The sequence below is a fragment of the Sphingomonas sp. genome (assembly GCF_035944535.1).
GTDB lineage: Bacteria > Pseudomonadota > Alphaproteobacteria > Sphingomonadales > Sphingomonadaceae > Sphingomonas_B.
This window is the reverse complement of record NZ_DASZBC010000014.1, coordinates 435,567-456,541: the sequence shown is the minus strand read 5'-3', so window position 1 is coordinate 456,541 and position 20,975 is coordinate 435,567. Positions and strand designations below refer to the sequence as shown.

The following is a 20,975-nucleotide window of genomic DNA, read 5'->3' as shown; positions in this document are numbered from 1 at the left end:
GTCAGCGCGCCGGGGTCAGCTTGAGGAGGCGGCCCTGCGAGCTGTTGCGCTCGTCTTCCAGCACATAGATGGCGCCGTCCGGTCCTTGGTCGACTTCGCGGATGCGCGCGCCCTCCATGTCCCAGAAATCGCCCTTCTCCGCATTGGTGCCGGTCACGTCGACGCGGACCAGACCCGGCGTATTCATGCCTCCGATGAACACATCGCCGTTCCATTGCGGGAAGAGCTTGCCCGAATAGACCATCAGTCCTGCGGGCGAGATGGCGGGGTTCCACCAGACCTTGGGCGCCTCGAAGCCATCGCCCGGGCGGTGATCGGGGATGTTCTTATCGGCGACCGGCTCATTCGGATAATGGTCGCCATTGGAGGCGAGCGGATAGCCGTAATTCCGCCCCGCCAGAACCAGGTTCAGCTCATCGCCATGGCGCGGACCCATTTCCTGCTGCCAGAGATTGCCCTTGGCGTCGAAGGCGATGCCGAGCTGGTTGCGATGGCCATAGGACCAGATGGCCGGGTGGAAGCCCTTGGCCGCCAGCGGATTGCCGGCGGCGGGCGTGCCATCGTCGTTCAGACGAAGCACCTTGCCGAGCGTCGCTTTCGGGTCTTGGGCCGGCGTGAACTTCTGACGGTCGCCATTGGTGAAATAGAGCTTGCCGTCCGGACCAAAGGCGATGCGGCCCGCATAATGGCCATTGCCCTGCACATAAGGCGTGGCGCGGAAGATGACCTGGACATTGTCGAGCCGCGGGCTGACGCCATCGGTCAGCGTGCCGCGGGCGAGCGCGACGCCCTTGCCGCCTTCGCCGGCTTCCGAGAAGCTCAGATAGACCATCCGGTTCTGCGCGAACTGCGGATGCAGCACGACGTCCATCAGCCCGCCCTGGCCGGCGCTGTCCACCGCCGGTACGCCGGCCACCGAGCTGCGGCTCTTCGCATCCGCGGAGACGAGCAGCAACTGCCCTTCCTTCTGCGTCACCAGCATGCGGCCGTCGGGCAGGAAGGTCATCGCCCAAGGCTTGTCGAAATCGGTGAGGACTTGAACCTGGAAGGGCTTGGCCGCGCTCGGCTGATTGGGGCCGGGCTGGGCCTGGCTGGAGCAGGCCATGAGCATGGTCGAAGCCAAAGCGAAGCCGAGGGTCAGGCGCATGATCGTCTCTCCGATTCTGTGATGTTGCCGAATGCCTAGCGCCCCGGCGCGCCGACGCCAATCGGCCCTTGTGACTCCTGCCGGCAAGGTCTATATCGCCCTTGTTCCCTCGACATCGGTAACGGAGTTGAGGCTGGTGCCACGCGGCGCCGGCACGGAACGCTCGTGCATTTGAAGGACGTTCATTGGCCGATATCGCCGCCCTGACGCAGTTGATCGAGCCCGAGGCGAAGGCGCTCGGCTTCGATCTCGTGCGCGTTCAGATGATCGGCGGCACCTCCGATCCGACGCTGCAGGTGATGGCGGAGCGGCCGGACACGCGCCAGCTGACGATCGACGACTGCGCCGACCTGTCGCGCCGCCTGTCTGACGTGTTAGACGCGGCCGATCCGATCGACGCGGCCTATCGGCTGGAGGTGAGTTCGCCGGGCATCGACCGGCCGCTGACCCGCCTCAAGGATTTTAGCGACTGGGCTGGCCATGAGGCGCGGATCACGCTGGCGGAGCCCATTGGGGACCGCAAGCAATTCACCGGCGATCTGATTGGCACCGAAGGCGAAGAGATTGTGATCGCGACGAAGGATGGGCGCGAGGCTCGTCTGCCGTTCGCCGGCATCAAGACCGCCAAGCTGACGCTCACCAACAAGCTTATCGCGGCGACCGCACCTCTCTCTTCGGCCGGCGCCGAAGAGTTCGAGGACGAGTCCGCCGACGACGATATCCACGCAGAAGGGTAACTGGAATGGCAACTGCCGCTGTTTCCGCCAACAAGGCCGAACTGATTGCAATCGCGGACTCGGTCGCGAAAGAAAAGCTGATCGACCGCGCCATCGTCATCGAGGCGATGGAGGACGCGATCCAGCGCGCCGCCAAGAACCGCTACGGCGCGGAAATGGAGATCCGCGCCAAGCTCGATCCTACCAATGGCGATCTCCGCCTGTGGCGCGTCGTCGAAGTGGTCGAGCAGGTCGACGATATCTACAAGCAGGTCTCGGTCGCCGACGCGCAGCGGCTGCAGAAGGACGCCAAGCTCGGCGACTTCATCGTCGATCCGCTGCCGCCGATCGAGTTCGGCCGCATCCAGGCCCAGGCCAGCAAGCAGATCATTTTCCAGAAGGTCCGCGAAGCCGAGCGCGAGCGGCAATATGAAGAGTTCAAGGACCGCGTCGGCGAGATCATCACCGGTGTCGTCAAGCGCGTCGAATTCGGCCATATCGTTGTCGATCTGGGCCGCGCTGAGGGCGTGATTCGCCGCGACGCGCAGATCCCCCGCGAAGTGGTGCGCGTTGGTGATCGCATCCGCGCGTTGATCCTGCGCGTGATCCGCGAAAATCGTGGTCCCCAGATCTTCCTCAGCCGCGCGCATCCAGACTTCATGAAGAAGCTGTTCGCGCAGGAAGTGCCCGAGATCTACGACGGCATCATCACCATCCAGGCCGCCGCCCGCGACCCGGGGAGCCGCGCCAAGATCGGCGTGATCAGCCGCGACTCCTCGATCGACCCGGTCGGCGCCTGCGTCGGCATGAAGGGCAGCCGCGTGCAGGCGGTCGTCCAGGAGATGCAGGGCGAGAAGATCGACATCATCCCCTGGTCGCCCGACACCGCGACCTTCGTCGTCAACGCGCTGCAGCCGGCCAATGTCAGCCGCGTCGTGATCGACGAGGAAGAGGACCGGATCGAAGTGGTGGTGCCCGACGACCAGCTGTCGCTGGCGATCGGCCGCCGGGGCCAGAATGTGCGCCTCGCTTCGCAGCTGACCGGCAAGGCGATCGACATCCTGACCGAGACCGACGCATCCGAAAAGCGCCAGCGCGAGTTCGCCGAAAGGTCCGAAATGTTTCAGACCGAGCTGGACGTCGACGAGACGCTGTCGCAGCTGCTGGTCGCCGAAGGCTTCACCAGCCTGGAGGAAGTGGCGTACATCGAAACCGACGAGATTGCCTCGATCGAGGGTTTCGACGAGGAGCTGGCCGCCGAGCTGCAGAGCCGCGCCCAGGAAGCGCTGGAGCGGCGCGAGGAAGCCAATCGCGAGGAGCGGCGCGCCTTAGGTGTCGAGGACGATCTCGCCACCATGCCGTACATGACCGAGGCGATGCTGGTTACGCTGGGCAAGGCCGGCATCAAGACGCTCGACGATCTCGCGGATCTCGCGACCGACGAGCTGATCGCCAAGAAGCGGCAGGAACCGCGCCGACGCAACGAAGACGCCCCAAAGCGCCAGGAAGACAAGGGCGGCATCCTTGCCGACTATGGTCTTACCGAAGAGCAGGGCAACGAGATCATCATGGCCGCGCGCGCGCATTGGTTTGAGGAGGACGCCGTTGCGGAAACCTCCCAATGAGCGGCCGAAGCTAGGGCTGAAGCATCCTCGCAGTTCCCCGGCGCAGGCCGGGGTCCAGCCGGCGGATGTGAGTGGACCCCGGCCTTCGCCGGGGAACAAGCCTGATAAAGACGGACCTGAGCGCAAATGCGTGCTGACCGGCGGCAAGACCGACCGGGCGGCGCTGATCCGGCTGGTCGTCTCGCCCGAAGGTGAGGTGCTGCCCGATGTCCGCGCCAAGGCGCCCGGCCGTGGCGCCTGGATTGGCGTCGATCGCAAGGCGCTGCAGGCCGCGCTTGACGGCGGCAAGCTTAAGTCCGCGCTCGGCCGGGCCTTTCGCCGGCGCGATCTTACGATACCGTCGGACCTGCCGGAGCAGATCGAGAAGCAACTCGAACGCGCCGCGCTTGACCGGCTCGGCCTTGAGGCGCGGGCGAGCACGCTCGTCACCGGCTCCGACCGGATCGACAATGCGGCGCGATCGGGCCAGGTGCATCTGCTGCTGCACGCGGCTGATGCGGGCGAGGACGGCAATCGCAAGCTCGACCAGGCATTGCGCATGGGCAGCGATGCGGAAGGAAGCGGCTTGCGGGGCCTCGTAATCGCCGCGCCGCGTACCATATTGTCGGCTGCCCTGGGCCGCGAGAATGTGGTACATATCGCGATCATCGATCAGGGTGCGGCCAGGCGTGTCGGCGAGATGCTGACGCGCTGGCACCGGTTTATCGGATTTGGTTCAGGCGATCGGCCTTGCGAAAGCAACTCGCAAGGTTCAATCGCCGCTGCGACGCCGGCGGGCGATGCGGCAGATGCTGCGAATGAAGGGCTGACGACGGTTCATGAGTGATATCGACAACAAGGAAAAGCCGAAGCTGGGTACGCGGGCCCCTCTTGGCCTGAAGCGCACGGTCGAGACCGGCAAGGTCAAGCAAAGCTTCAGCCACGGCCGCTCGAACACCGTCGTGGTCGAAGTGAAGCGGCGCCGCATCCTCGGCCGCCCGGGCGAGGCCGAACCGACGCCGACGCCTGAGCCGGAAGTCGCGCAGCCGACGCCCGCGCCTGTCGCCGAGGCGCCGCGTCCGGCCGCGCCGCCCCAGGCTGCGCCCGCCCGCCCGATGACCGCGCTCGAGCGGCGCGAGCAGCAGGAACGCCTGCTCCGCGAAGCCGAGGAAGCGCGCCAGCGTGCGCTGGAAGAAGCGCGCCGCCGCGACGAACAGCAGCGGCAGCAGCAGACCGAGGAAGAAAAGCGCCGCGCCGAGGAGAATCGCCGCGCGGAGGAAGAAGCGCGCAAGGCTGCCGAGGAAGAGGCGCGCCGCGCCGCCGAAGCGCCGCCTGCCGAAGCCGCGCCGGCACCGGCCGCTCCTGCCGCCGAAGAGCTTAAGGCCGAAGAGCGGACTGCCACCGCTCCCGCGCCCCGTCGCTTCACGCCCGTCCAGGCGCCGCGCCGGCCCGAGCCGCCGGCGCGTCCGGCCCGTCCGGGACCCCGTGGCGGCGACGACCGCCGCCAGTCCGGCAAGCTGACCGTCACCCGCGCTCTTTCGGACGATGAAGGCGCCCGCGCCCGCTCGCTCGCCGCACTGAAGCGTGCGCGCGAAAAGGAAAAGCGCGCGCACATGTCCGGCTTCGGCCAGCCCCAGGCCAAGCAGGTCCGCGACGTGGTGGTGCCGGACGCGATCACCGTCGGCGAGCTCGCCAACCGCATGGCCGAACGCGGCGCCGACCTGGTGAAGGCGCTGTTCAAGATGGGCATGCCCGTCACGCTGACCCAGACTATCGACCAGGATACGGCCGAGCTGCTCGTCACCGAGTTCGGCCATCGCATCAAACGCGTGTCCGAGTCCGATGTGGACATCCAGACGACCGACGATGTCGATGCCGAGGATACGCTGCAGCCGCGTCCGCCGGTGGTCACCATCATGGGCCATGTCGACCATGGCAAGACGTCGCTGCTCGATGCGCTGCGCGGCACCGACGTGGTCGCAGGCGAAGCCGGAGGCATCACTCAGCATATCGGCGCCTATCAGGTGCAGGTGAAGTCGGGCGACAAGATCACCTTCCTCGACACGCCGGGCCACGAGGCGTTCAGCGAGATGCGGGCGCGCGGCGCCAACATCACCGACATCGTCATTCTGGTGGTGGCGGCCGATGACGGACTGAAGCCGCAAACGATCGAGGCGATCAACCACACCAAGGCGGCCGGCGTGCCGATGATCGTCGCGATCAACAAGATCGACAAGCACGAGGCCAATCCGCAGCGCGTCCGCGAGGAACTGCTGCAGCATGAGGTCATCGTCGAGCAGATGGGCGGCGACGTGCAGGACGTCGAAGTCTCGGCACTGAAGCGTGAGAATCTCGACGAGCTGATCGAGAAAATCCAGCTGCAGGCCGAACTACTCGAGCTGCGCGCCAATCCGGATCGCGAAGCGGAAGGCACGGTGGTCGAGGCGAAGCTCGACAAGGGCCGCGGCCCTGTCGCGACCATTCTCGTCAACCGCGGCACGCTGAAGGTCGGCGACATCTTCGTTGTCGGCGCGGAGAGCGGCAAGGTCCGCGCGCTGGTCGACGACAAGGGACGCAACGTCAAGGAAGCAGGCCCCTCGGTGCCGGTCGAAGTGCTCGGCATTTCGGGTGTGCCCGGCGCCGGCGACAAGCTGACGGTGGTCGAGAACGAAGCGCGTGCGCGTGAGGTCGCGGCTTACCGTGCCGGCGTCATTCAGCAGAAGCGGACGACCTCTGCTCCGGCCTCGCTCGAATCGATGTTCTCGGCGCTGCGCGAAAAGCAGGCGATCGAATATCCGGTGGTGGTCAAAGCCGACACGCAAGGCTCGGTCGAGGCGATCGTCGGCGCGCTGGGCAAGCTCGGCACGGACGACATCCGCGTGCGTGTCCTGTCGGCCGGCGTCGGAGGCATCACCGAAAGCGACGTGATCCTGGCCTCGGCCAGCCGCGCCCCGATCATCGGCTTCAACGTGCGTCCTAACGCCAAGGCACGCGAGATCGCCAATCGCGATGGCGTCGCCTTCAAATATTACGACGTGATCTATCACCTCACCGACGAGATCCGCGCCGGCATGGCCGGGCAGCTCGGGCCGGAAGCAATCGAGCATGTCGTCGGCCGTGCCGAAATCCGCGAGGTCTTCTCGGCCGGCAAGCACGGCAAGGCGGCGGGTCTGCTCGTCACCGAAGGCGTCATCCGCAAGGCGCTCAAGGCGCGCATCACCCGGGCCGATGTCATCATCTACAATGGCGAGATCGCCTCGCTGCGCCGCTTCAAGGACGATGTCGCCGAAGTGCGGGCGGGCCTGGAGTGCGGCGTGACGTTCAGCCAGAACTTCACCGACATCAAGGCCGGCGACTATCTAGAAACCTTCGAAGTCGAGATGCGCGAGCGGACCCTGTAATCTTTCCCGTTCGCTTCGAGCGAAGTCGAGAAGCGTATCTCGACTTCGCTCGATACGAACGGAATATGTGATAGATATGCCCGCTCACACCACTCCCGAAACCCGATCCGTCCGCCTGCTCCGTGTGGGGGAGCAGGTGCGGCATGTGCTGTCCGACGTGCTGATGCGCGGCGAAGTGCATGATCCGGTGCTTGCCTCCCACAGCGTCTCGGTGACGGAAGTCCGCATGTCGCCGGACCTGCGTCATGCGACCGTGTTCGTTAAACCCCTGCTGGGCGCCGACGAAGGCGAAGTGCTCGCGGCCTTGAAGCGGAACGTCAAATATCTGCGCGGCGAGGTGGCCAAGCGCGTGAACCTGAAATTCTCCGCCCAGCTCAAGTTTCTCGCCGACGAAAGCTTCGACGAGGCGAGCCATATCGACTCCATCCTGCGCCGGCCCGAAGTGGCGCGCGATCTCGGCGGCGACGAGGACTGACCTTTTCTTTTGAAGTCCAGCCGCTAACGCCGTGGGCGGAGGTACGCTGATGGCATCCGGTCTGTTCGCCCTGCTCGACGACGTCGCGACGATCACGAAGCTCGCGGCCGCTTCGATCGACGATATCGGCGCCGCAGCGGGCCGCGCCGGAGTGAAGGCGGCGGGCGTGGTCGTCGACGATACCGCGGTGACGCCACGCTACGTCCATGGCTTCACGCCTGATCGCGAACTGCCGATCATCGCGCGCATCGCCAAAGGATCGCTGTTCAACAAGCTCGTCATCCTGCTGCCGGCGGCTATGCTGCTGACGGCGTTCCTGCCTTGGGCGATCACGCCGTTGCTGATGATCGGCGGTGCCTATCTCTGCTTCGAAGGCGTCGAGAAGTTGATCGAGGCGGTCAGCGGCCATGGTCATGGCAAGGCCGACGATCATGTGGCGCTCGAATCGACCGAGCTCGAGAAGAAGATGGTGAGCGGCGCCGTGCGCACCGACTTCATCCTGTCGGCCGAAATCATGGCTATTGCTTTGAACGAAGTGGCCGACCAGTCGCTGCTGACCCAGGGTCTCGCCCTCGCAGTGGTAGGCATCGCGATCACCATCGCTGTGTATGGCGTGGTCGCGCTGATCGTGAAGATGGACGATGTCGGCCTGCACCTGTCGCAAAGGCCCGGCACCGGGGCGCTCGGCCGCGGGCTGGTCAAGGGCATGCCCGTGCTGATGAGCATCCTCTCGGTGGTGGGCGTCGCCGCCATGATCTGGGTCGGCGGCGGCATTCTGGTGCACGGCCTGGAGGCGTTCCATTGGGAGGCGCTGCCGCACGCGCTCCACAATGTCGCGGTCGGCGCAGCGCATGCCGCGCCGGTGGCGCATGGCTTTGTCGAATGGCTGGTGACGGCGATCGGCTCGGGCATCGTCGGGCTGATCGTCGGCGGCATCATCGTCGGCGTCCTGCACCTGGTCCCGCGCAAGGGCGGCGCGCACTAACGGGAGCTTCTAGCTTTTCTCGTTTGCGTGGCGTCGTCGCCTCGCCGAAGCTTGTCGGCGAGGGAGAGAGCGATGGATCCACTGACACGGCGCGACGGGCTGGCGACGATCCTGTCGAGCTTCGCAGTCTACGCACTTGTCGGTGAAGCACGAGCGGCCTCGAAGCGGGGCAACGTCGCGCGCTGGATCGACGAGCAGCAGGCGCTTGCATCCAGTCTCGCGGCCGGGCGGATCAACGGGCCTTCATGGAGCGCGGGAGTGGAACGGCTTGCCGCACAGGTCGAACTGGAGGAGCTTTGGGCGGAGATCGCCCGGGCTCGCGTGGCGCCCGCCGGCAAGGGCTCCGCCAACGACCCGTCCAAGCGTCATGTCCGCTTCCTGGACGAGCAAGGCGCACCCCACAAGCTGAGCTACGGCGTCGCCTTGTTCGACTTCGCCCCCGACAACGTCATCACGCCGCACGGGCATCGGCACATGGTCTCAGCGCACATGGTCGTGAAAGGCGCCTTCCGCATCCGCAACTTTGACCGAGTCGGGGATGAGCCCGGCGCCATGCTGCTCCGGCCCACCCGCGATTACGTCGCCAAAGCGGGCGAAGTCTCAACCATGTGTTCGGAGCGGGATAATATTCACTGGTTCGTGCCGCAGGGTGGGCCCGCGACGACCTTCGACGTGGTCGTCTCCGGTCTCGACGCAGGCGCCCCCGATTACGACATCAAGGCGGTCGACCCCGTGCGCGGCGAGCGGCTGACGGGAGGCGTGATCCGCGCGCCGATCATCGACTTCGACGAGTCCTCCCGCTTCTATACGGCTGCGGTGTGATGCTGTCCGCCTTGGTGTTTGCCGCCACGTTGAGCGCGGAAGAGGCGCGGTGGAACGCGCCTGTCGCGCCGTTCCGGATCGCCGACAATCTCTATTATGTCGGAACGGCCGATCTCGCGGCTTATCTGGTAGTCGACCCGGAGGGCATGATCCTGCTCGACGGCGGCCTTCCCCAGAGCGCGCCCTTGATCCTCGACAGCATCCGGCAGCTCGGCTTCGACCCGAAGCGGGTGCGATTTCTGATCAACAGCCAGGCGCACTACGATCATGCCGGTGGCCTCGCCGAGCTGAAGCGTGCGACGCGCGCCAGGCTGCTGGCATCCGCGCCCGATGCGGAGCTGCTGGAGCGAGGGGGCAGCGGTGACTTCGCCTTTGGCGACACGCTCACCTATCCGCCCGTGAAGGTGGACAGCCTGACCAAAGATGGCGCGCGGCTGACGCTCGGCCGCATCCGCATGACGGCGCATGTGACGCCCGGCCATACGCGCGGCTGCACAAGCTGGACGCTCCAGGTGCGGGTCGATGAACGCATGCGCAACGCGCTCTTCATCTGTGGCGCCAGCGCGCCCGGCTATCGGCTGAGAGACAACCCGGCCTATCCCTGGATCATGGACGATTTCCGCCGCTCTTTCGCCAAATGGCGGTCGCTCGATTGCGAAGTGTTTCTGGGCGCCCACGCTTCTTACTTCGGAATGACGGAGAAGCGGGCGCGAATGGCACCGGGAAGGCCGAATCCCTTTCTGGACAAGGAGGGCTGCGCCGCCTTTCTGGACAAGTCGGAAGCGCGTATCGAGGCGCAGCACGCCAGGGAATCGCCCGCGCCTCGATGATCCGCCCATACCTGCCGCTCAACAATCTTCGCGCCTTCGAAGCGGCGGCGCGGCATCTGAGCTTCACCCATGCCGCCATCGAGCTGCGGGTCACGCCCGCGGCGCTCAGCCACCAGGTAAAGGCGCTGGAGGAGCGGCTCGGCCTGCCGCTGTTCCATCGCTTGCCGCGGGGGCTGGCCCTGACTGACGAAGGCAAGGCGCTGGTGCCTGTCCTGAGCCGCTCGCTCGACGATATGGCTGCGATGGTCGAGCGGCTGGCCGGCAGTTCCGGCGCGGTGCTCAGCATTGGCGTGGTGGGGACGTTCGCCGTCGGCTGGCTGCTGCCGCGGCTGGAGCGGTTCCGCACCACCCACCCGCAGATCGACCTGCGCCTCTCCACCAACAATAACCGGGTCGACCTGGCCGAGGAAGGATTGGATCTGGCGATCCGCTTCGGCGACGGCGCCTGGCATGCGACCAATGCCGAGCGGCTGGTCGACGCCCCGGTATCGCCGCTCTGCACGCCGGCGATCGCGGAGGGTTTGAAGCAGCCGGCCGACCTGCTCGGCACGACGCTGTTCCGGTCCTATCGGGCCGATGACTGGACGCGGTGGTTTGCCGCTGCCGGATTGCAGGCACCGGTGCTGCGCGGGCCGGTGTTCGACTCCTCGCGGCTGATGGTCGATGCGGCGCTGGAAGGGCTTGGCGTGGCGCTGGCGCCGCCTTCGATGTTCATGCGCGAACTCGAAGCGGGCCGGCTGGCGCGGCCCTTCGCAGTCGAGGCGGACATTGGCGGTTATTGGCTGACGCACCTCAAGTCGCGTGCGCTCACGCCCGAGATGGAGGCCTTCAGGCGCTGGCTGGTGGACGAGGCAGCTTCAGCACTTCTGCGCTGATCACCGCTTCGATCAGCGCGTCATCGGGCTCGATTTGCCGTTCGAGGATCAGCAGCGCCAGGCCATGGGCGATTGACCAGGCGCGGACGGCGATCACATGCGGGTCCATGCCGGTCAGCTCGCCCGCAGCGCGGGCATTCTCGCGCAGGAAGGCCATGGCGTCTGGCACATGTTCGGGCGGCTGGGCGAGGATGTTGCGGGCTGCCGTTGCGCTGAAGGTGAGGCGGAACAGTGCGGGATGATCAAGCGCGAAGCGGACATAGGCGATGCCGGTCGCAACGAACCCCTTTTCGCCGCCGCCCGCCGCCTCGGCGGCGCGGTGCTGCGCCGCGCCCAACCGGCCCAGCCCCTCGGCGGCCAGCGCGTCGAGCAGCGCATCCTTGTCGGGAAAGTGCCGATAGACCGCGGTGGCGCTGACGCCGACCGCGCGCGCGACTTCTCGCAGGGAGAGATCATGTGCCTCGCGCGTCTCCAGCAGCTCCAGCCCGGCGTCGAGTAGCGACCGCCTCAGATCGCCATGATGATAGCTGCGCTTTTCCATGTTGACACTGTTACCATTGGAGCTATGTTTATGCCGTCAACATCTGGCGCAGGAGAGTCGCTGTGGCAAGCTCCGTAGAAACACTGATTCGTTCGACGGTGGCCAAGGGGGTCACCGCTTTGGCCGGCTTCAACCGCAAGCGGCTTCCTCCGGTCGAAGATCACCCGTTCCTGACCGGCATCCACGCGCCGATGACCGATGAAAAGACGCTGACCGAGCTGCCGGTCAGCGGCACGATCCCGGCGGCGCTGGACGGGCGTTATCTGCGCATCGGCCCCAATCCGATCGCGGCCGATCCGCGCAGCCATCACTGGTTCAGCGGCGACGGCATGGTGCATGGGCTTCGCCTGCAGAACGGCCGCGCGCTCTGGTACAAGAACCGATGGATCCGTTCGAAGCGGGTGGCGGAGCTGCGCGGGGTGGAGGCGGCGCCCGGCCCGCGGCATGGCGGCTTCGACACGGTCAACACCAATGTCACCGGCATCGGTGGCCGCACCTGGGCGCTCGTGGAAGCCGGCAGTTATCCGGTCGAGCTGTCGGACGATCTCGACGAACAGACCTATAATCCGTTCGACGACACGCTGCTGGGCAGCTTCAGCGCGCATCCGCATTTCGATCCGCTGACCGGTGAGAACCACGCCATCTGCTATGAAGGCATGGATCAGAACGTCGTGCGCCATGTGGTGGTGTCGGCCGAGGGCAAGGTGGTGCGCGAGGAGCCGATCCCGGTGCAGCACGGCCCATCCATCCATGACTGCGCGATTACGGCGCGCTATGTGCTGGTGTTCGACCTGCCGGTGACCTTTTCGATGAAGAAGCTGATCGCCGGGCATAACTTTCCTTATGCCTGGAACCCCGATCACCGCGCGCGGGTGGGGCTGCTGCCGCGCCAGGGCAAGGCGGAGGACATCATCTGGTGCGATGTCGAGCCCTGCTACGTCTTCCACCCCTGCAACGCCTATGACCTGCCGGACGGGCGCGTCGTGGTCGATGTCGTGGCGCATGAATCGATGTTCGGCCGTTCCGCGCACGGACCCGATAGCGTCGCCAGCGCCTTCGAGCGGTGGACGATCGACCCGGCCGCGCACCGCGTCGCGCGCCAGGCAATCGACGCCAGCCCGCAGGAATTCCCGCGGCCCGACGAGCGGCTGACCGGCGAGCCCTATCGCTATGCCTATGCCATGGCGCTGCCGGAGGGCCGCGCCGACCAGTTTCTCGGCGCGACGAAACTCTACAAGCATGATCTGGAGACCGGCACGCGCCAGGTGCACGACTTTGGCGATGGCCGTTACCCAGGCGAGTTCGTGTTCGTGCCTGCCCATGCAGCGGCGGCGGAGGACGAAGGCTGGCTGATCGGCCTCGTCGTCAACTATCCGGCCGAGAGCACCGACCTCGTCATCCTCAACGCGCGCGATTTTGAAGGCGAACCGCAGGCCAGCATCCGCGTGCCACACCGCGTCCCTCCGGGCTTTCACGGCAACTGGGTGGCTAGCGCCTAAACACTTCGTCATTGCGAGCGTAGCGAAGCAATCCAGTGGTCGACGCCGCTGGATTGCTTCGTCGCTATGCTCCTCGCAATGACGAGATCAGGAGCGCAGGCTCCGGAAGGTTATGGACCAGCGCGTGCGCTCCGCGGCACTGATGCTGTGCTCCCATTCCCAGCGCGCGGGTCCGCTCAGATGATAGGCGGCGCGCGGCTCGAGTGTCATCGAGTGACGCTCGAACCGAGTGCCGGAGCGGCGGCGGAAACGCATCGTGTCGGGCGCGCCGAGCGAGATCCCCACCACATGCTCGAAGACCGGCCGATCCCGGTGCCAGCCAATGCCGGCGCCGGGATCGTAGCGGATCAGCAGGGCATGCGGCAGTTCGTCCGGCCGCAATCCGGCGAAAGCGGCGGCGCGGGCGCGGATCGGCAGCAGCCAGCCGGGCAATGGCTCGGTCTCGGCGAAGCGGCTGTCCTCGAAGTCATAGCGCCAGCCATAGGAGGTGGTGAGGCGCTTGCCGGTCCAGCCTTGGAAGCGGAACGGCTCGAGCGGTGCGGCATTGATTGCCGCAATCAGCGCCTGTTCTTCCTGCGGTGAGACGAAGTCGACGGCGAACGCGAGGCCAGCAATGCCCGGCCCGAACAGGTCGCCTGTCATGGCCTAGATGTGGAAGTCGCGTCCCTCACGCAGCCGCCGCTCCAGCGTCGCCCGCATCGGCTGCACTTCGGTGAGCGCGATCGGTCGCCGCAGCCGCGATCGCACGAACGACGCGAGGCCGAGCGCCAGCAGGAAGGAAACAAGGACGGCGATCCACAGCATCAGGTTACTCCCCGCCGCCACAGCGCGCATCCTGCACGTTTGTTCCGGCCTCGCATCGGTAGACCGGGCGCATGCTCCAGCGAAAGGTAAGTAGGTGGTTAACCGCTGTTCCGGAGCGCGGTGGCGATCGCATTGATCGACAACTGAATTCCTTCCGCGACCCGCTCATCCTGCTCGCCGGCGCGATGCCTCTTCAATAATTCGACCTGGAGCAGATTGAGCGGCTCGATATAGGGCAGGCGCAGCCTGATCGAGGTATCGAGCGACGGATTGCGCTCGAGCAGCCGGCACTGGCCGGTGATTTCCAGCAGCTGGTCATGGGTGCGGCGCCACTCGTCGCGGATGCGGTCGAAGAGAGTCTCGCCGAGTATGCGATCCTCGACCAGCCCGGCATAACGGGCGGCGATTTCCATGTCGGATTTGGCGAGCACCATCTCCAGATTGCCGAGCGTAGTAGCGAGAAACGGCCATTCTACCGCCATGGTGCGCAGCAATCCGCGGTCGCCGAAACCCTCTAGCGCGCTGCCGACGCCGTACCAGCCGGGCAGCATGACGCGCGCCTGCGCCCAGCTGAACACCCAGGGAATGGCGCGCAGATCCTCGATCGCGTCGGATTTGGTGCGGCTGGCCGGGCGCGATCCGATCTTCAACGTCGCGATCTCCGCGATCGGCGTCATCTGGCGGAAAAAGGTCCGGAACCCCTCCGTCTCATAGACGAGGCCCCGATAGGCGCCGAACGCGCTTTTCGAGAGTTGCTCAGCGGCCGTCTGGAACCGCCCCGCATCCCCGGCACTCAACAGCGGCGGTTCAAGCGAGGCGAGCAGGGTGGCGGCCGCGATCGCCTCCAGATTGGCCGCCGCGCTTTCGGGCGTGCCATATTTGGCGGCAATGACTTCGCCCTGCTCGGTGATCCGGATGCGACCCTGGACGGTGCCCGGCGCCTGGCCGCGAATGGCGGTGAACGACGAGCCGCCGCCGCGCCCGACCGCGCCGCCGCGGCCATGGAAGAGCTGCATGCCGACACTCGCCTCGGCGAACACCTCTCGCAGAGCTTCGCTCGCGCGATAAAGCGACCAGACGGAGGTCAGATACCCTCCGTCCTTGTTCGAGTCCGAATAGCCGAGCATGACTTCCTGACGCCCGCGCGCGCGGGCCCAGTCGGCAATGCCGGGCAGCGCGAGCCACTCGCGCATAATCGCGGGTGCGGCTTCCAAGTCACCGATCGTCTCGAACAGCGGCACCGCCATGATCGCCGGCGCTTCGCCTGGCCGGTACAGCCCCGCTTCCTTCAGCAGCAACTGCACTTCCAGCAGGTCGGACACCGACTTGCACATCGACACGATATATTGGGTGATCGCGGCGGGGCCGTAGCGCCGGTGCGCTTCGGCTGCCGCGTGGACGATCGCGAGTTCGCTTTGCGTCTCGTCCGAATAGCCGGCGAACGGTGTGGCCAGCAGGCGGGGCGAGGCCAGTTCTTGCTGCAACAGCGCGACCCGAGCAGACTCGTCAAGCGCGGCATAGTCCGGCGAGACGCCGGCAACGCGCAGCAGCTCGGCGACCACCCGCTCGTGCACCGCGCTGTTCTGGCGCAGGTCGAGCGTCGCCATGTGGAAGCCGAAGGCATCGACTGCGCGCATCAGACCGCTCAATGCGCCGGCGCCCGCCAGCACACCTCCATCCTTGGAGATGGAGTGGTTGATCGCGGCCAGGTCCGCCTGCAGCTCGGCGGGCGCGGCATAGGGCGCGGCCGTCAGGCTGGTGGCGCGCGGCGGCGCCTTGCCGGTCAGCTCGCGATAGGTGGCGCTCAGCCGTGCATAGATGCCGGACAAGGCGCGGCGATAGGGTTCGTCAGCCCGCGCGGGTGAGGCGTCGTGGCTCGCCTCCGCCAGGGCCAGTACCGCCTCGTCAACTTGTGCGAGCGTCGAGGAGACTGACAGTTCTGACCCCAGCTGGTGCACGGCATCGAGATAATGACCCAGTGCCGTTTCTGCGCCGCTCGCCATCGCCAAGCGGAGCGAGTCGGCAGTGACGAAGGGATTGCCGTCACGATCGCCGCCGATCCAGCTACCGGGCCGCACGAAGCTGGGCAGACCCTGGCCGAGTGCGCGTTCCCAGCGGGCGTAAAGCGCCGGCAGCACCGGCAGAAAGGTGTCGCGAAAATAGGCGCGCGTGGTTTCGATCTCGTCGGCGACGTAGAGCCGTTCGCGACGCAAGGGGCGCGTCTGCCACAGCAGCGCGATCTGGCGGGCGATCGCCTGTTCGAGCGGCTCGCCCGATGCGGTCTCCTCCGCGCCCGTGTCGCGCCGCCGCATCAGTTCGGCGATGCGGTTGCGGTGATCGATCATGCTCTTGCGGCGCACTTCGGTCGGGTGGGCGGTCAGCACCGGCGCCACGAGGGCGGTTTCCAACAGTTCGAGCAGCGCCGCGTCGGTGACGCCCTGCTCGCGCAGGCGCGCCACCGCATGGGCGACATCGGCACCCGGCTCCGACGCGATCCCCTGCCGGTCCTCGGCGAGGTTGGCGAGCATCGAAAAAAGCATGAAGCCGCGCACGAAATCGAGCGTGTCGTCGAGCGTCAGCGCTTCAAGCCCGGTGTCGATCGCCTGCGCGGCGCCCCGATGCCGGTCGACCGAGGCGCTGCGGATATATTCGGTGCGCCGGTAGAGCCGTTCGCCGCCATAATGGCGGATCACGTCGCCAAGCAATTTGCCCAGGAAACGGATGTCGGGGTTCTGCGCGATCGGGGGGAGCTCGGCCATGATCCGATGCTGCGGTGCAGCAGCGGCTTAGTCAATCGCGCTGACCTGGCCATTGCTGCAGACCACCGCCATGCTATTGCGGCGCCAAAGAATAATCAGGAGCAGGAACATGCGCGGCATCCCCTTTGTCCTTAGCTTCGCGCTGCTGACTGTTCCTGCCGCCGCGCAAGACTCGGCCAAGGCGGTTGATGCGGGTGCCAAGCCCGCCGATCCCGCGACAAAGCCCGAGCCGCTGCCCAAGGGCGAGGAAGCCTATTTCACCGCCCTTAAATGGCGCAACATCGGCCCCAATCGCGGCGGCCGCTCGATCTCCTCCTCGGGCAGCGTGGCGCGGCCCAACGAATATTATTTCGCGGCGACCGGGGGTGGCATCTGGAAGACGACCGACGGCGGCACCAGCTGGTCCGCTGTCACGGACGGCCAACTGGACACGGCCGCGATGGGCGGCGTCGCCGTCTGCGAAGCCAATCCGGATGTGGTCTATGCGACCACCGGCGAAACTCAACTGCGCGGCAATATCCTGCCCGGCAACGGCGTGTGGAAGACGGTCGATGCCGGCAAGACCTGGAAGAAGATCGGACTGGCCGAGGTCCAGAATTTCTCCCGCGTGCGCATCCATCCGAAGAATTGCGACACCGTCTATGTCGGCGGCTTCGGCCATTATGGCGAGCCGAATGAAGAGCGCGGAGTTTTCAAGACGGTCGACGGCGGCAAGAGCTGGAAGAAAGTGCTCTACCGCGACCCGCGCACCGGCGCCGTCGACATCTCTCTCGACCCGAACAACCCAGACACGCTCTACGCATCACTCTGGGAAGCCTGGCGCAAGCCTTGGGGGATGAGTTCGGGCGGGCCGGGCAGCGGCCTGTTCAAGTCCACCGACGGCGGCGCGACCTGGACCGAACTCACCCGCGCCAAGGGCATGCCGCAGACGGGCCTGATCGGGAAGATCGGCGTCAGCGTCTCGCCGGCCGATGCCAAGCGCGTCTATGCGATCGTCGAGCATCAGGATGGCGGCGTGTTCGTGTCCGACGATGCGGGAGCCAGCTGGACCCGCACCAACGATCATCGCGACCTTCGCCAACGCGCTTTCTATTACTCGCGCCTGGTCGCCGATCCGAAACTGAAGGACCGGGTCTATGTGCTGAACGTCGACTTCTTCCGCTCCGACGATGGCGGCAAGACGTTCAAGACCAAGATCAAGGTGCCGCACGGCGACAATCACGACCTGTGGATCGCGCCCAACGACAATCAGCGCATGGTCCAGTCGAACGACGGCGGCGCCAATGTCAGCGTCAACGGCGGCACCAGCTGGACCAAGCAGAATTATCCGACTGCGCAGATGTACCGCGTCTCGGTCAGCAACCACTTCCCTTACTTCGTCTGCGGCGGCCAGCAGGATAACTCCACGATCTGCGTGCCCTCGCGCGACTGGAAGCACGTCAATGTGCTGGGAGGGCTGTACGGCTTCGCGGCCGGTGGCGGCGAGAGCGGCTATGTCACCAACGATCCGCGCAATCCGAACATCTTCTATTCGGGCAGTTATGGCGGCACGCTGGACCGATACGATCATGCGACCGGCCAGGAACGGCGGATCAACGTCAATCCCGACAATCCGATGGGCTATTCGGCCGGCGACATCGCCGAACGCTTCCAATGGACCTATCCGATCGTGTTCGATCCGCACGAGCCGGGCACGCTCTATGTCACGTCCCAACATGTCTGGCGGACGCGGAACGAAGGTCAGAGCTGGGAGAAGATCAGCCCCGACCTGACGCGCCACGATCCGGCGACTTTGGGTCCGTCGGGGGGACCCATCACCCGCGACCAGACCGGCGTCGAGACCTATGCGACGATCTTCGCGCTGGCGCCTTCGCGGCTGGAACGTGGTGTCATCTGGGCCGCGTCCGACGACGGCATGGTGCATGTGACGCGCGACGGCGGTGGCAATTGGGCGGACATCACGCCCGAGGCACTGCCCGCCAATGTGAAGATCACCACGGTCGAGGATTCGCCGCACAAGGCGGGCACCGCCTATCTGACCGGGCATCGCTTTCTGCTCGGCGACTTCAAGCCCTATGTCTTCAGGACGACCGACTATGGCCGCAGCTGGTCGGCGATCGCGAGCGGCATCCCCGCCGACGAGATGGCGCGCAGCATTCGCGAGGATTTGAAGCGGCCGGGCCTGCTCTATCTCGGCACCGAACGGGGCGTGTGGGTGTCGTTCGACGCGGGCGGGCGCTGGCACAAATTGCAACGCAACCTGCCGGCGGTGCAGGTCTCCGACCTCGCCGTCACCGACCGCGACCTGGTCATCGCCACCCATGGCCGGTCCTTCTGGGTGATGGACGATATCGGCGTGCTGCGACAGCTCGCGTCAGGCGAGGACCGGCGGCTGCGGCTGTTCACGCCGTCGGCGGCCGTTCGCGGCGTCGACGAAGGCGTGGCGATCGATTATTTCCTGCCGAAAGCCCCACGCAAGCTATCGCTCGATATCCTCGGCCCTGACGGCAAGCTGATCCAGAGCTTCGCTGGGAGCACCAAGGAGTATAAGAAGCCCGAGGAAGACGATGACGGGCCGATCCCGGTGCCGACCGCGGGCATGAAGGCCGGTCTCAACCGGTTCGTCTGGAACATGCGCCATCCCGGTTTCACTGAGTTTCCGAACATGATCCTGTGGACCAGCCGCAACCGCGGCATTACGGCGCTGCCCGGCCGCTATCAGGCCCGGCTGACGGTGGATGGCCGTGCCCAGGTGCAGCCATTCGAACTGCGCGCCGATCCGCGCGTCACCACCGCGACACCAGCCGACCTGCAGCGGCGCTTCGACCTCGCCAACCGCATCTCGGCGCGCGTCAGTCAGGCCAACGAAGCGGTGCTGCTGATCCGTGGCGTCAAGCAGCAGACGGCGGCCGCATCCGCAAAGACGGCCGATGCCGGGCTGAAGGCGGAACTGGGTGACTTCGACGCGAAGCTGAGCGCGGTCGAAGGCCGGCTCTACCAGGTGCAGAATCGCAGCCGGCAGGACCCGCTCAATTACCCGATCATGCTCAACGACAAGCTTGCCGGGCTGATCGGAACGGTCGAGAGCGCCGAAGCGCCACCGACCGACCAGACCGAGCAGGCGTTCGCGACCCTGTCCGGCCAGCTCGATGCGCAGCTCGCCGCACTAGAGCAGGCGCTTGGCAGCTTGCCGGCGCTGAACCAGCGGCTGCGTGCGGCCGGGCTGAAGCCCGTCGAACGCCGCGCGCTCCCGGCCGCACCGGCAGGAACGGCCAAAGAAGGTGGAGCGGGAGAAGAATAGCCGCTCCCCGGCGAAGGCCGGGTCCAGCGGCACGGACGAGTGGGCCCCGGCCTGCGCCGGGGAGCAGTTATGCGTCAGCGGCTCGGATCGATCAGGTATTTCGATCCCGTCCGCTTTTGCTCATAGGCGCGGACTACCTCCGGCCTGAGCGCATCGCGAAGGCTGATCGTGTCGGTATAGTGGCTGGCAAAGGTGGTGCGGAACTCGCGCGCGACGCGTTCGCGCAGGCGCACATTGGTCTCCATGCCTGCTTTCTGCAGGAACGGCGTCAGCAGCCAACCACCGACGCTCCAGGAAAAGCCGAAGGACAAGCGGTTCAGGATGGTGGGCCCGAGATCGAGCGCGCCATAGATATAGAGCTGCTTGAAGCTGTCGGAGCCGTAGCGGCTGTAGCTGCCCATCTTCCGAGAGGCGACGCGCTCCATGGCCGACATGATCTGGCTGCCGAGCTTGCCGCCTCCGATCGCGTCGAAGGCGATGGTCGCGCCGGTCGCGTCGATCGCGGCTTCGAGCTTCTGGATGAAGTCGGCCTGGCTGCTGTCGACGACATGCTCGGCGCCGAGGTCGCGCAGCAGCTTCTCCTGTTCGGCGCTGCGGACGATGTTCACCAGCGGCACGCCATCGGCCAGGCAGATGCGCACCAGCATCTGGCCGAGATTGGAGGCGGCGGCAGTGTGCACGATTGCCTTGTGCCCTTCGGCCTTCATCGTCTCGACGAAGCCGAGCGCGGTCAGCGGGTTGACGAACAGCGACGCTCCTTCGGCCGGGGTGGCGCCTTCCGGCAGCACGATGCAATCGCGGGCGGCGATACGCCGATGCTGGGCGTACATCGCGCCGCCGATCATGCCGACGACGCGGCCGATCAGCTGCTGCTGGTCCGGCCCTGCGGCAATAACGGTGCCGGCGCCTTCATTGCCGACGGGCAGCGACTGTCCGAGCCGCGCCGCGACCGCGCCCAGCCGCTCCTGCGGCACTTTGGCGGTGAGCACGTCGCCGTCCAGCTGCAGCGTCGACACGTCGGCGGGCCCGAGCAGCAGGCCCAGGTCGGACGGGTTGATCGGCGCCGCCTCGACGCGCACGAGCAGCTCGCCAGGGCCCGGCTCGCCCAGTTCCTGCGGCTCTAGGCTGATGCGCAACGTGCCGTCCCCGGTGACGAGCGAGCGAAGTTCCAGGCTGTCCATGTCCATGCCCCTTTGTTGGTCCGGCCCGATCTATA

17 protein-coding genes are annotated in these 20,975 nt (G+C 66.3%); 11 read left to right on the top strand and 6 right to left on the bottom strand.

All coding sequences use genetic code 11. From position 1 onward, the window contains the following. Position 1: 1 nt before the first annotated feature. Positions 2-1,147 (bottom strand): PQQ-dependent sugar dehydrogenase, encoded by a 1,146-nt coding sequence (locus VGT77_RS15385; protein WP_414713415.1) that lies wholly within the window; start codon positions 1,145-1,147, stop codon positions 2-4. Positions 1,148-1,332: 185 nt separating this feature from the next. Between VGT77_RS15385 and rimP the strand changes: the two genes are divergently transcribed. The 9 genes from rimP to VGT77_RS15340 all read left to right on the top strand — a co-directional run bounded on the left by rimP (position 1,333) and on the right by VGT77_RS15340 (position 10,855). Further along, entirely contained in the window at positions 1,333-1,884 is a 552-nt protein-coding gene (rimP, locus tag VGT77_RS15380; RefSeq protein ID WP_327463961.1) for a ribosome maturation protein RimP, read from the top strand. 5 nt (positions 1,885-1,889) lie between these two features. After that, complete coding sequence (nusA, locus tag VGT77_RS15375) at positions 1,890-3,488, top strand: transcription termination factor NusA (protein WP_327463960.1); 1,599 nt, start codon at positions 1,890-1,892, stop codon at positions 3,486-3,488. Positions 3,489-3,618: 130 nt separating this feature from the next. After that, positions 3,619-4,314: a DUF448 domain-containing protein gene (locus VGT77_RS15370; RefSeq protein ID WP_327463959.1), complete on the top strand. Its 696-nt coding sequence runs from the start codon at positions 3,619-3,621 to the stop codon at positions 4,312-4,314. Next, positions 4,307-6,868: a translation initiation factor IF-2 gene (gene infB / locus VGT77_RS15365; protein WP_327463958.1), complete on the top strand. Its 2,562-nt coding sequence runs from the start codon at positions 4,307-4,309 to the stop codon at positions 6,866-6,868. The genes VGT77_RS15370 and infB overlap by 8 nt, the downstream gene beginning before the upstream one ends. 76 nt (positions 6,869-6,944) lie before the next feature. Then, positions 6,945-7,343 carry a 30S ribosome-binding factor RbfA gene (gene rbfA, locus VGT77_RS15360; protein ID WP_327463957.1) on the top strand — a complete coding sequence of 133 codons (399 nt, stop codon included), beginning with the start codon at positions 6,945-6,947 and terminating at the stop codon, positions 7,341-7,343. 49 nt (positions 7,344-7,392) lie between these two features. Continuing rightward, positions 7,393-8,328, top strand: a complete 936-nt coding sequence (locus VGT77_RS15355) for a DUF808 domain-containing protein (protein WP_327463956.1) — start codon at positions 7,393-7,395, stop codon at positions 8,326-8,328. 72 nt (positions 8,329-8,400) lie between these two features. Then, positions 8,401-9,150 (top strand): hypothetical protein, encoded by a 750-nt coding sequence (locus VGT77_RS15350; protein WP_327463955.1) that lies wholly within the window; start codon positions 8,401-8,403, stop codon positions 9,148-9,150. Beyond that, a complete protein-coding gene (gene bla / locus VGT77_RS15345) occupies positions 9,150-9,980 on the top strand; it encodes a subclass B3 metallo-beta-lactamase (RefSeq protein ID WP_327463954.1) in 831 nt (276 codons plus the stop codon). Before VGT77_RS15350 ends, bla begins: the two co-directional genes overlap by 1 nt. After that, on the top strand, positions 9,977-10,855 hold the full coding sequence (locus tag VGT77_RS15340; RefSeq protein WP_327463953.1) for a LysR family transcriptional regulator: 879 nt from the start codon (positions 9,977-9,979) through the stop codon (positions 10,853-10,855). Before bla ends, VGT77_RS15340 begins: the two co-directional genes overlap by 4 nt. On the opposite strand, the gene VGT77_RS15335 is transcribed toward VGT77_RS15340, so the two are convergent. After that, the gene (locus VGT77_RS15335; protein ID WP_327463952.1) at positions 10,809-11,396 is read right to left on the bottom strand and encodes a TetR/AcrR family transcriptional regulator; all 588 of its coding nucleotides are present in this window, start codon (positions 11,394-11,396) and stop codon (positions 10,809-10,811) included. The two genes, VGT77_RS15340 and VGT77_RS15335, sit on opposite strands and share 47 nt — an antisense overlap. 62 nt (positions 11,397-11,458) lie before the next feature. Here VGT77_RS15335 and VGT77_RS15330 point away from each other — a divergent pair, with 62 nt between their 5' ends. Then, positions 11,459-12,895 carry a carotenoid oxygenase family protein gene (locus VGT77_RS15330; RefSeq protein ID WP_327463951.1) on the top strand — a complete coding sequence of 479 codons (1,437 nt, stop codon included), beginning with the start codon at positions 11,459-11,461 and terminating at the stop codon, positions 12,893-12,895. Between the two features lie 87 nt (positions 12,896-12,982). On the opposite strand, the gene VGT77_RS15325 is transcribed toward VGT77_RS15330, so the two are convergent. The 3 genes from VGT77_RS15325 to ppc form a co-directional block, all read right to left on the bottom strand. After that, positions 12,983-13,537, bottom strand: coding sequence for an alpha-ketoglutarate-dependent dioxygenase AlkB (locus VGT77_RS15325; RefSeq protein WP_327463950.1), 555 nt, complete (start codon positions 13,535-13,537; stop codon positions 12,983-12,985). Positions 13,538-13,540: 3 nt separating this feature from the next. Beyond that, positions 13,541-13,699 (bottom strand): hypothetical protein, encoded by a 159-nt coding sequence (locus tag VGT77_RS15320; RefSeq protein WP_327463949.1) that lies wholly within the window; start codon positions 13,697-13,699, stop codon positions 13,541-13,543. A gap of 98 nt (positions 13,700-13,797) precedes the next feature. Beyond that, entirely contained in the window at positions 13,798-16,458 is a 2,661-nt protein-coding gene (gene ppc / locus VGT77_RS15315) for a phosphoenolpyruvate carboxylase (RefSeq protein ID WP_327463948.1), read from the bottom strand. A 109-nt stretch (positions 16,459-16,567) separates the two neighbouring features. Between ppc and VGT77_RS15310 the strand changes: the two genes are divergently transcribed. Further along, positions 16,568-19,759 carry a WD40/YVTN/BNR-like repeat-containing protein gene (locus VGT77_RS15310; protein ID WP_327463947.1) on the top strand — a complete coding sequence of 1,064 codons (3,192 nt, stop codon included), beginning with the start codon at positions 16,568-16,570 and terminating at the stop codon, positions 19,757-19,759. Positions 19,760-19,833: 74 nt separating this feature from the next. On the opposite strand, the gene VGT77_RS15305 is transcribed toward VGT77_RS15310, so the two are convergent. Beyond that, positions 19,834-20,946 carry a zinc-binding dehydrogenase gene (locus VGT77_RS15305; protein ID WP_414713414.1) on the bottom strand — a complete coding sequence of 371 codons (1,113 nt, stop codon included), beginning with the start codon at positions 20,944-20,946 and terminating at the stop codon, positions 19,834-19,836. Between the last annotated feature and the right edge of the window lie 29 nt (positions 20,947-20,975).

Coding starts and splice junctions, on each gene's coding strand:
- VGT77_RS15385 (WP_414713415.1), bottom strand. CDS start 1,147: ATGCGCCTGACCCTCGGCTTCGCTTTGGCTTCGACCATGCTCATGGCC.
- nusA (WP_327463960.1), top strand. CDS start 1,890: ATGGCAACTGCCGCTGTTTCCGCCAACAAGGCCGAACTGATTGCAATC.
- infB (WP_327463958.1), top strand. CDS start 4,307: ATGAGTGATATCGACAACAAGGAAAAGCCGAAGCTGGGTACGCGGGCC.
- rbfA (WP_327463957.1), top strand. CDS start 6,945: ATGCCCGCTCACACCACTCCCGAAACCCGATCCGTCCGCCTGCTCCGT.
- VGT77_RS15355 (WP_327463956.1), top strand. CDS start 7,393: ATGGCATCCGGTCTGTTCGCCCTGCTCGACGACGTCGCGACGATCACG.
- VGT77_RS15350 (WP_327463955.1), top strand. CDS start 8,401: ATGGATCCACTGACACGGCGCGACGGGCTGGCGACGATCCTGTCGAGC.
- bla (WP_327463954.1), top strand. CDS start 9,150: ATGCTGTCCGCCTTGGTGTTTGCCGCCACGTTGAGCGCGGAAGAGGCG.
- VGT77_RS15340 (WP_327463953.1), top strand. CDS start 9,977: ATGATCCGCCCATACCTGCCGCTCAACAATCTTCGCGCCTTCGAAGCG.
- VGT77_RS15335 (WP_327463952.1), bottom strand. CDS start 11,396: ATGGAAAAGCGCAGCTATCATCATGGCGATCTGAGGCGGTCGCTACTC.
- VGT77_RS15325 (WP_327463950.1), bottom strand. CDS start 13,537: ATGACAGGCGACCTGTTCGGGCCGGGCATTGCTGGCCTCGCGTTCGCC.
- VGT77_RS15320 (WP_327463949.1), bottom strand. CDS start 13,699: ATGCTGTGGATCGCCGTCCTTGTTTCCTTCCTGCTGGCGCTCGGCCTC.
- ppc (WP_327463948.1), bottom strand. CDS start 16,458: ATGGCCGAGCTCCCCCCGATCGCGCAGAACCCCGACATCCGTTTCCTG.
- VGT77_RS15310 (WP_327463947.1), top strand. CDS start 16,568: ATGCGCGGCATCCCCTTTGTCCTTAGCTTCGCGCTGCTGACTGTTCCT.
- VGT77_RS15305 (WP_414713414.1), bottom strand. CDS start 20,946: ATGGACATGGACAGCCTGGAACTTCGCTCGCTCGTCACCGGGGACGGC.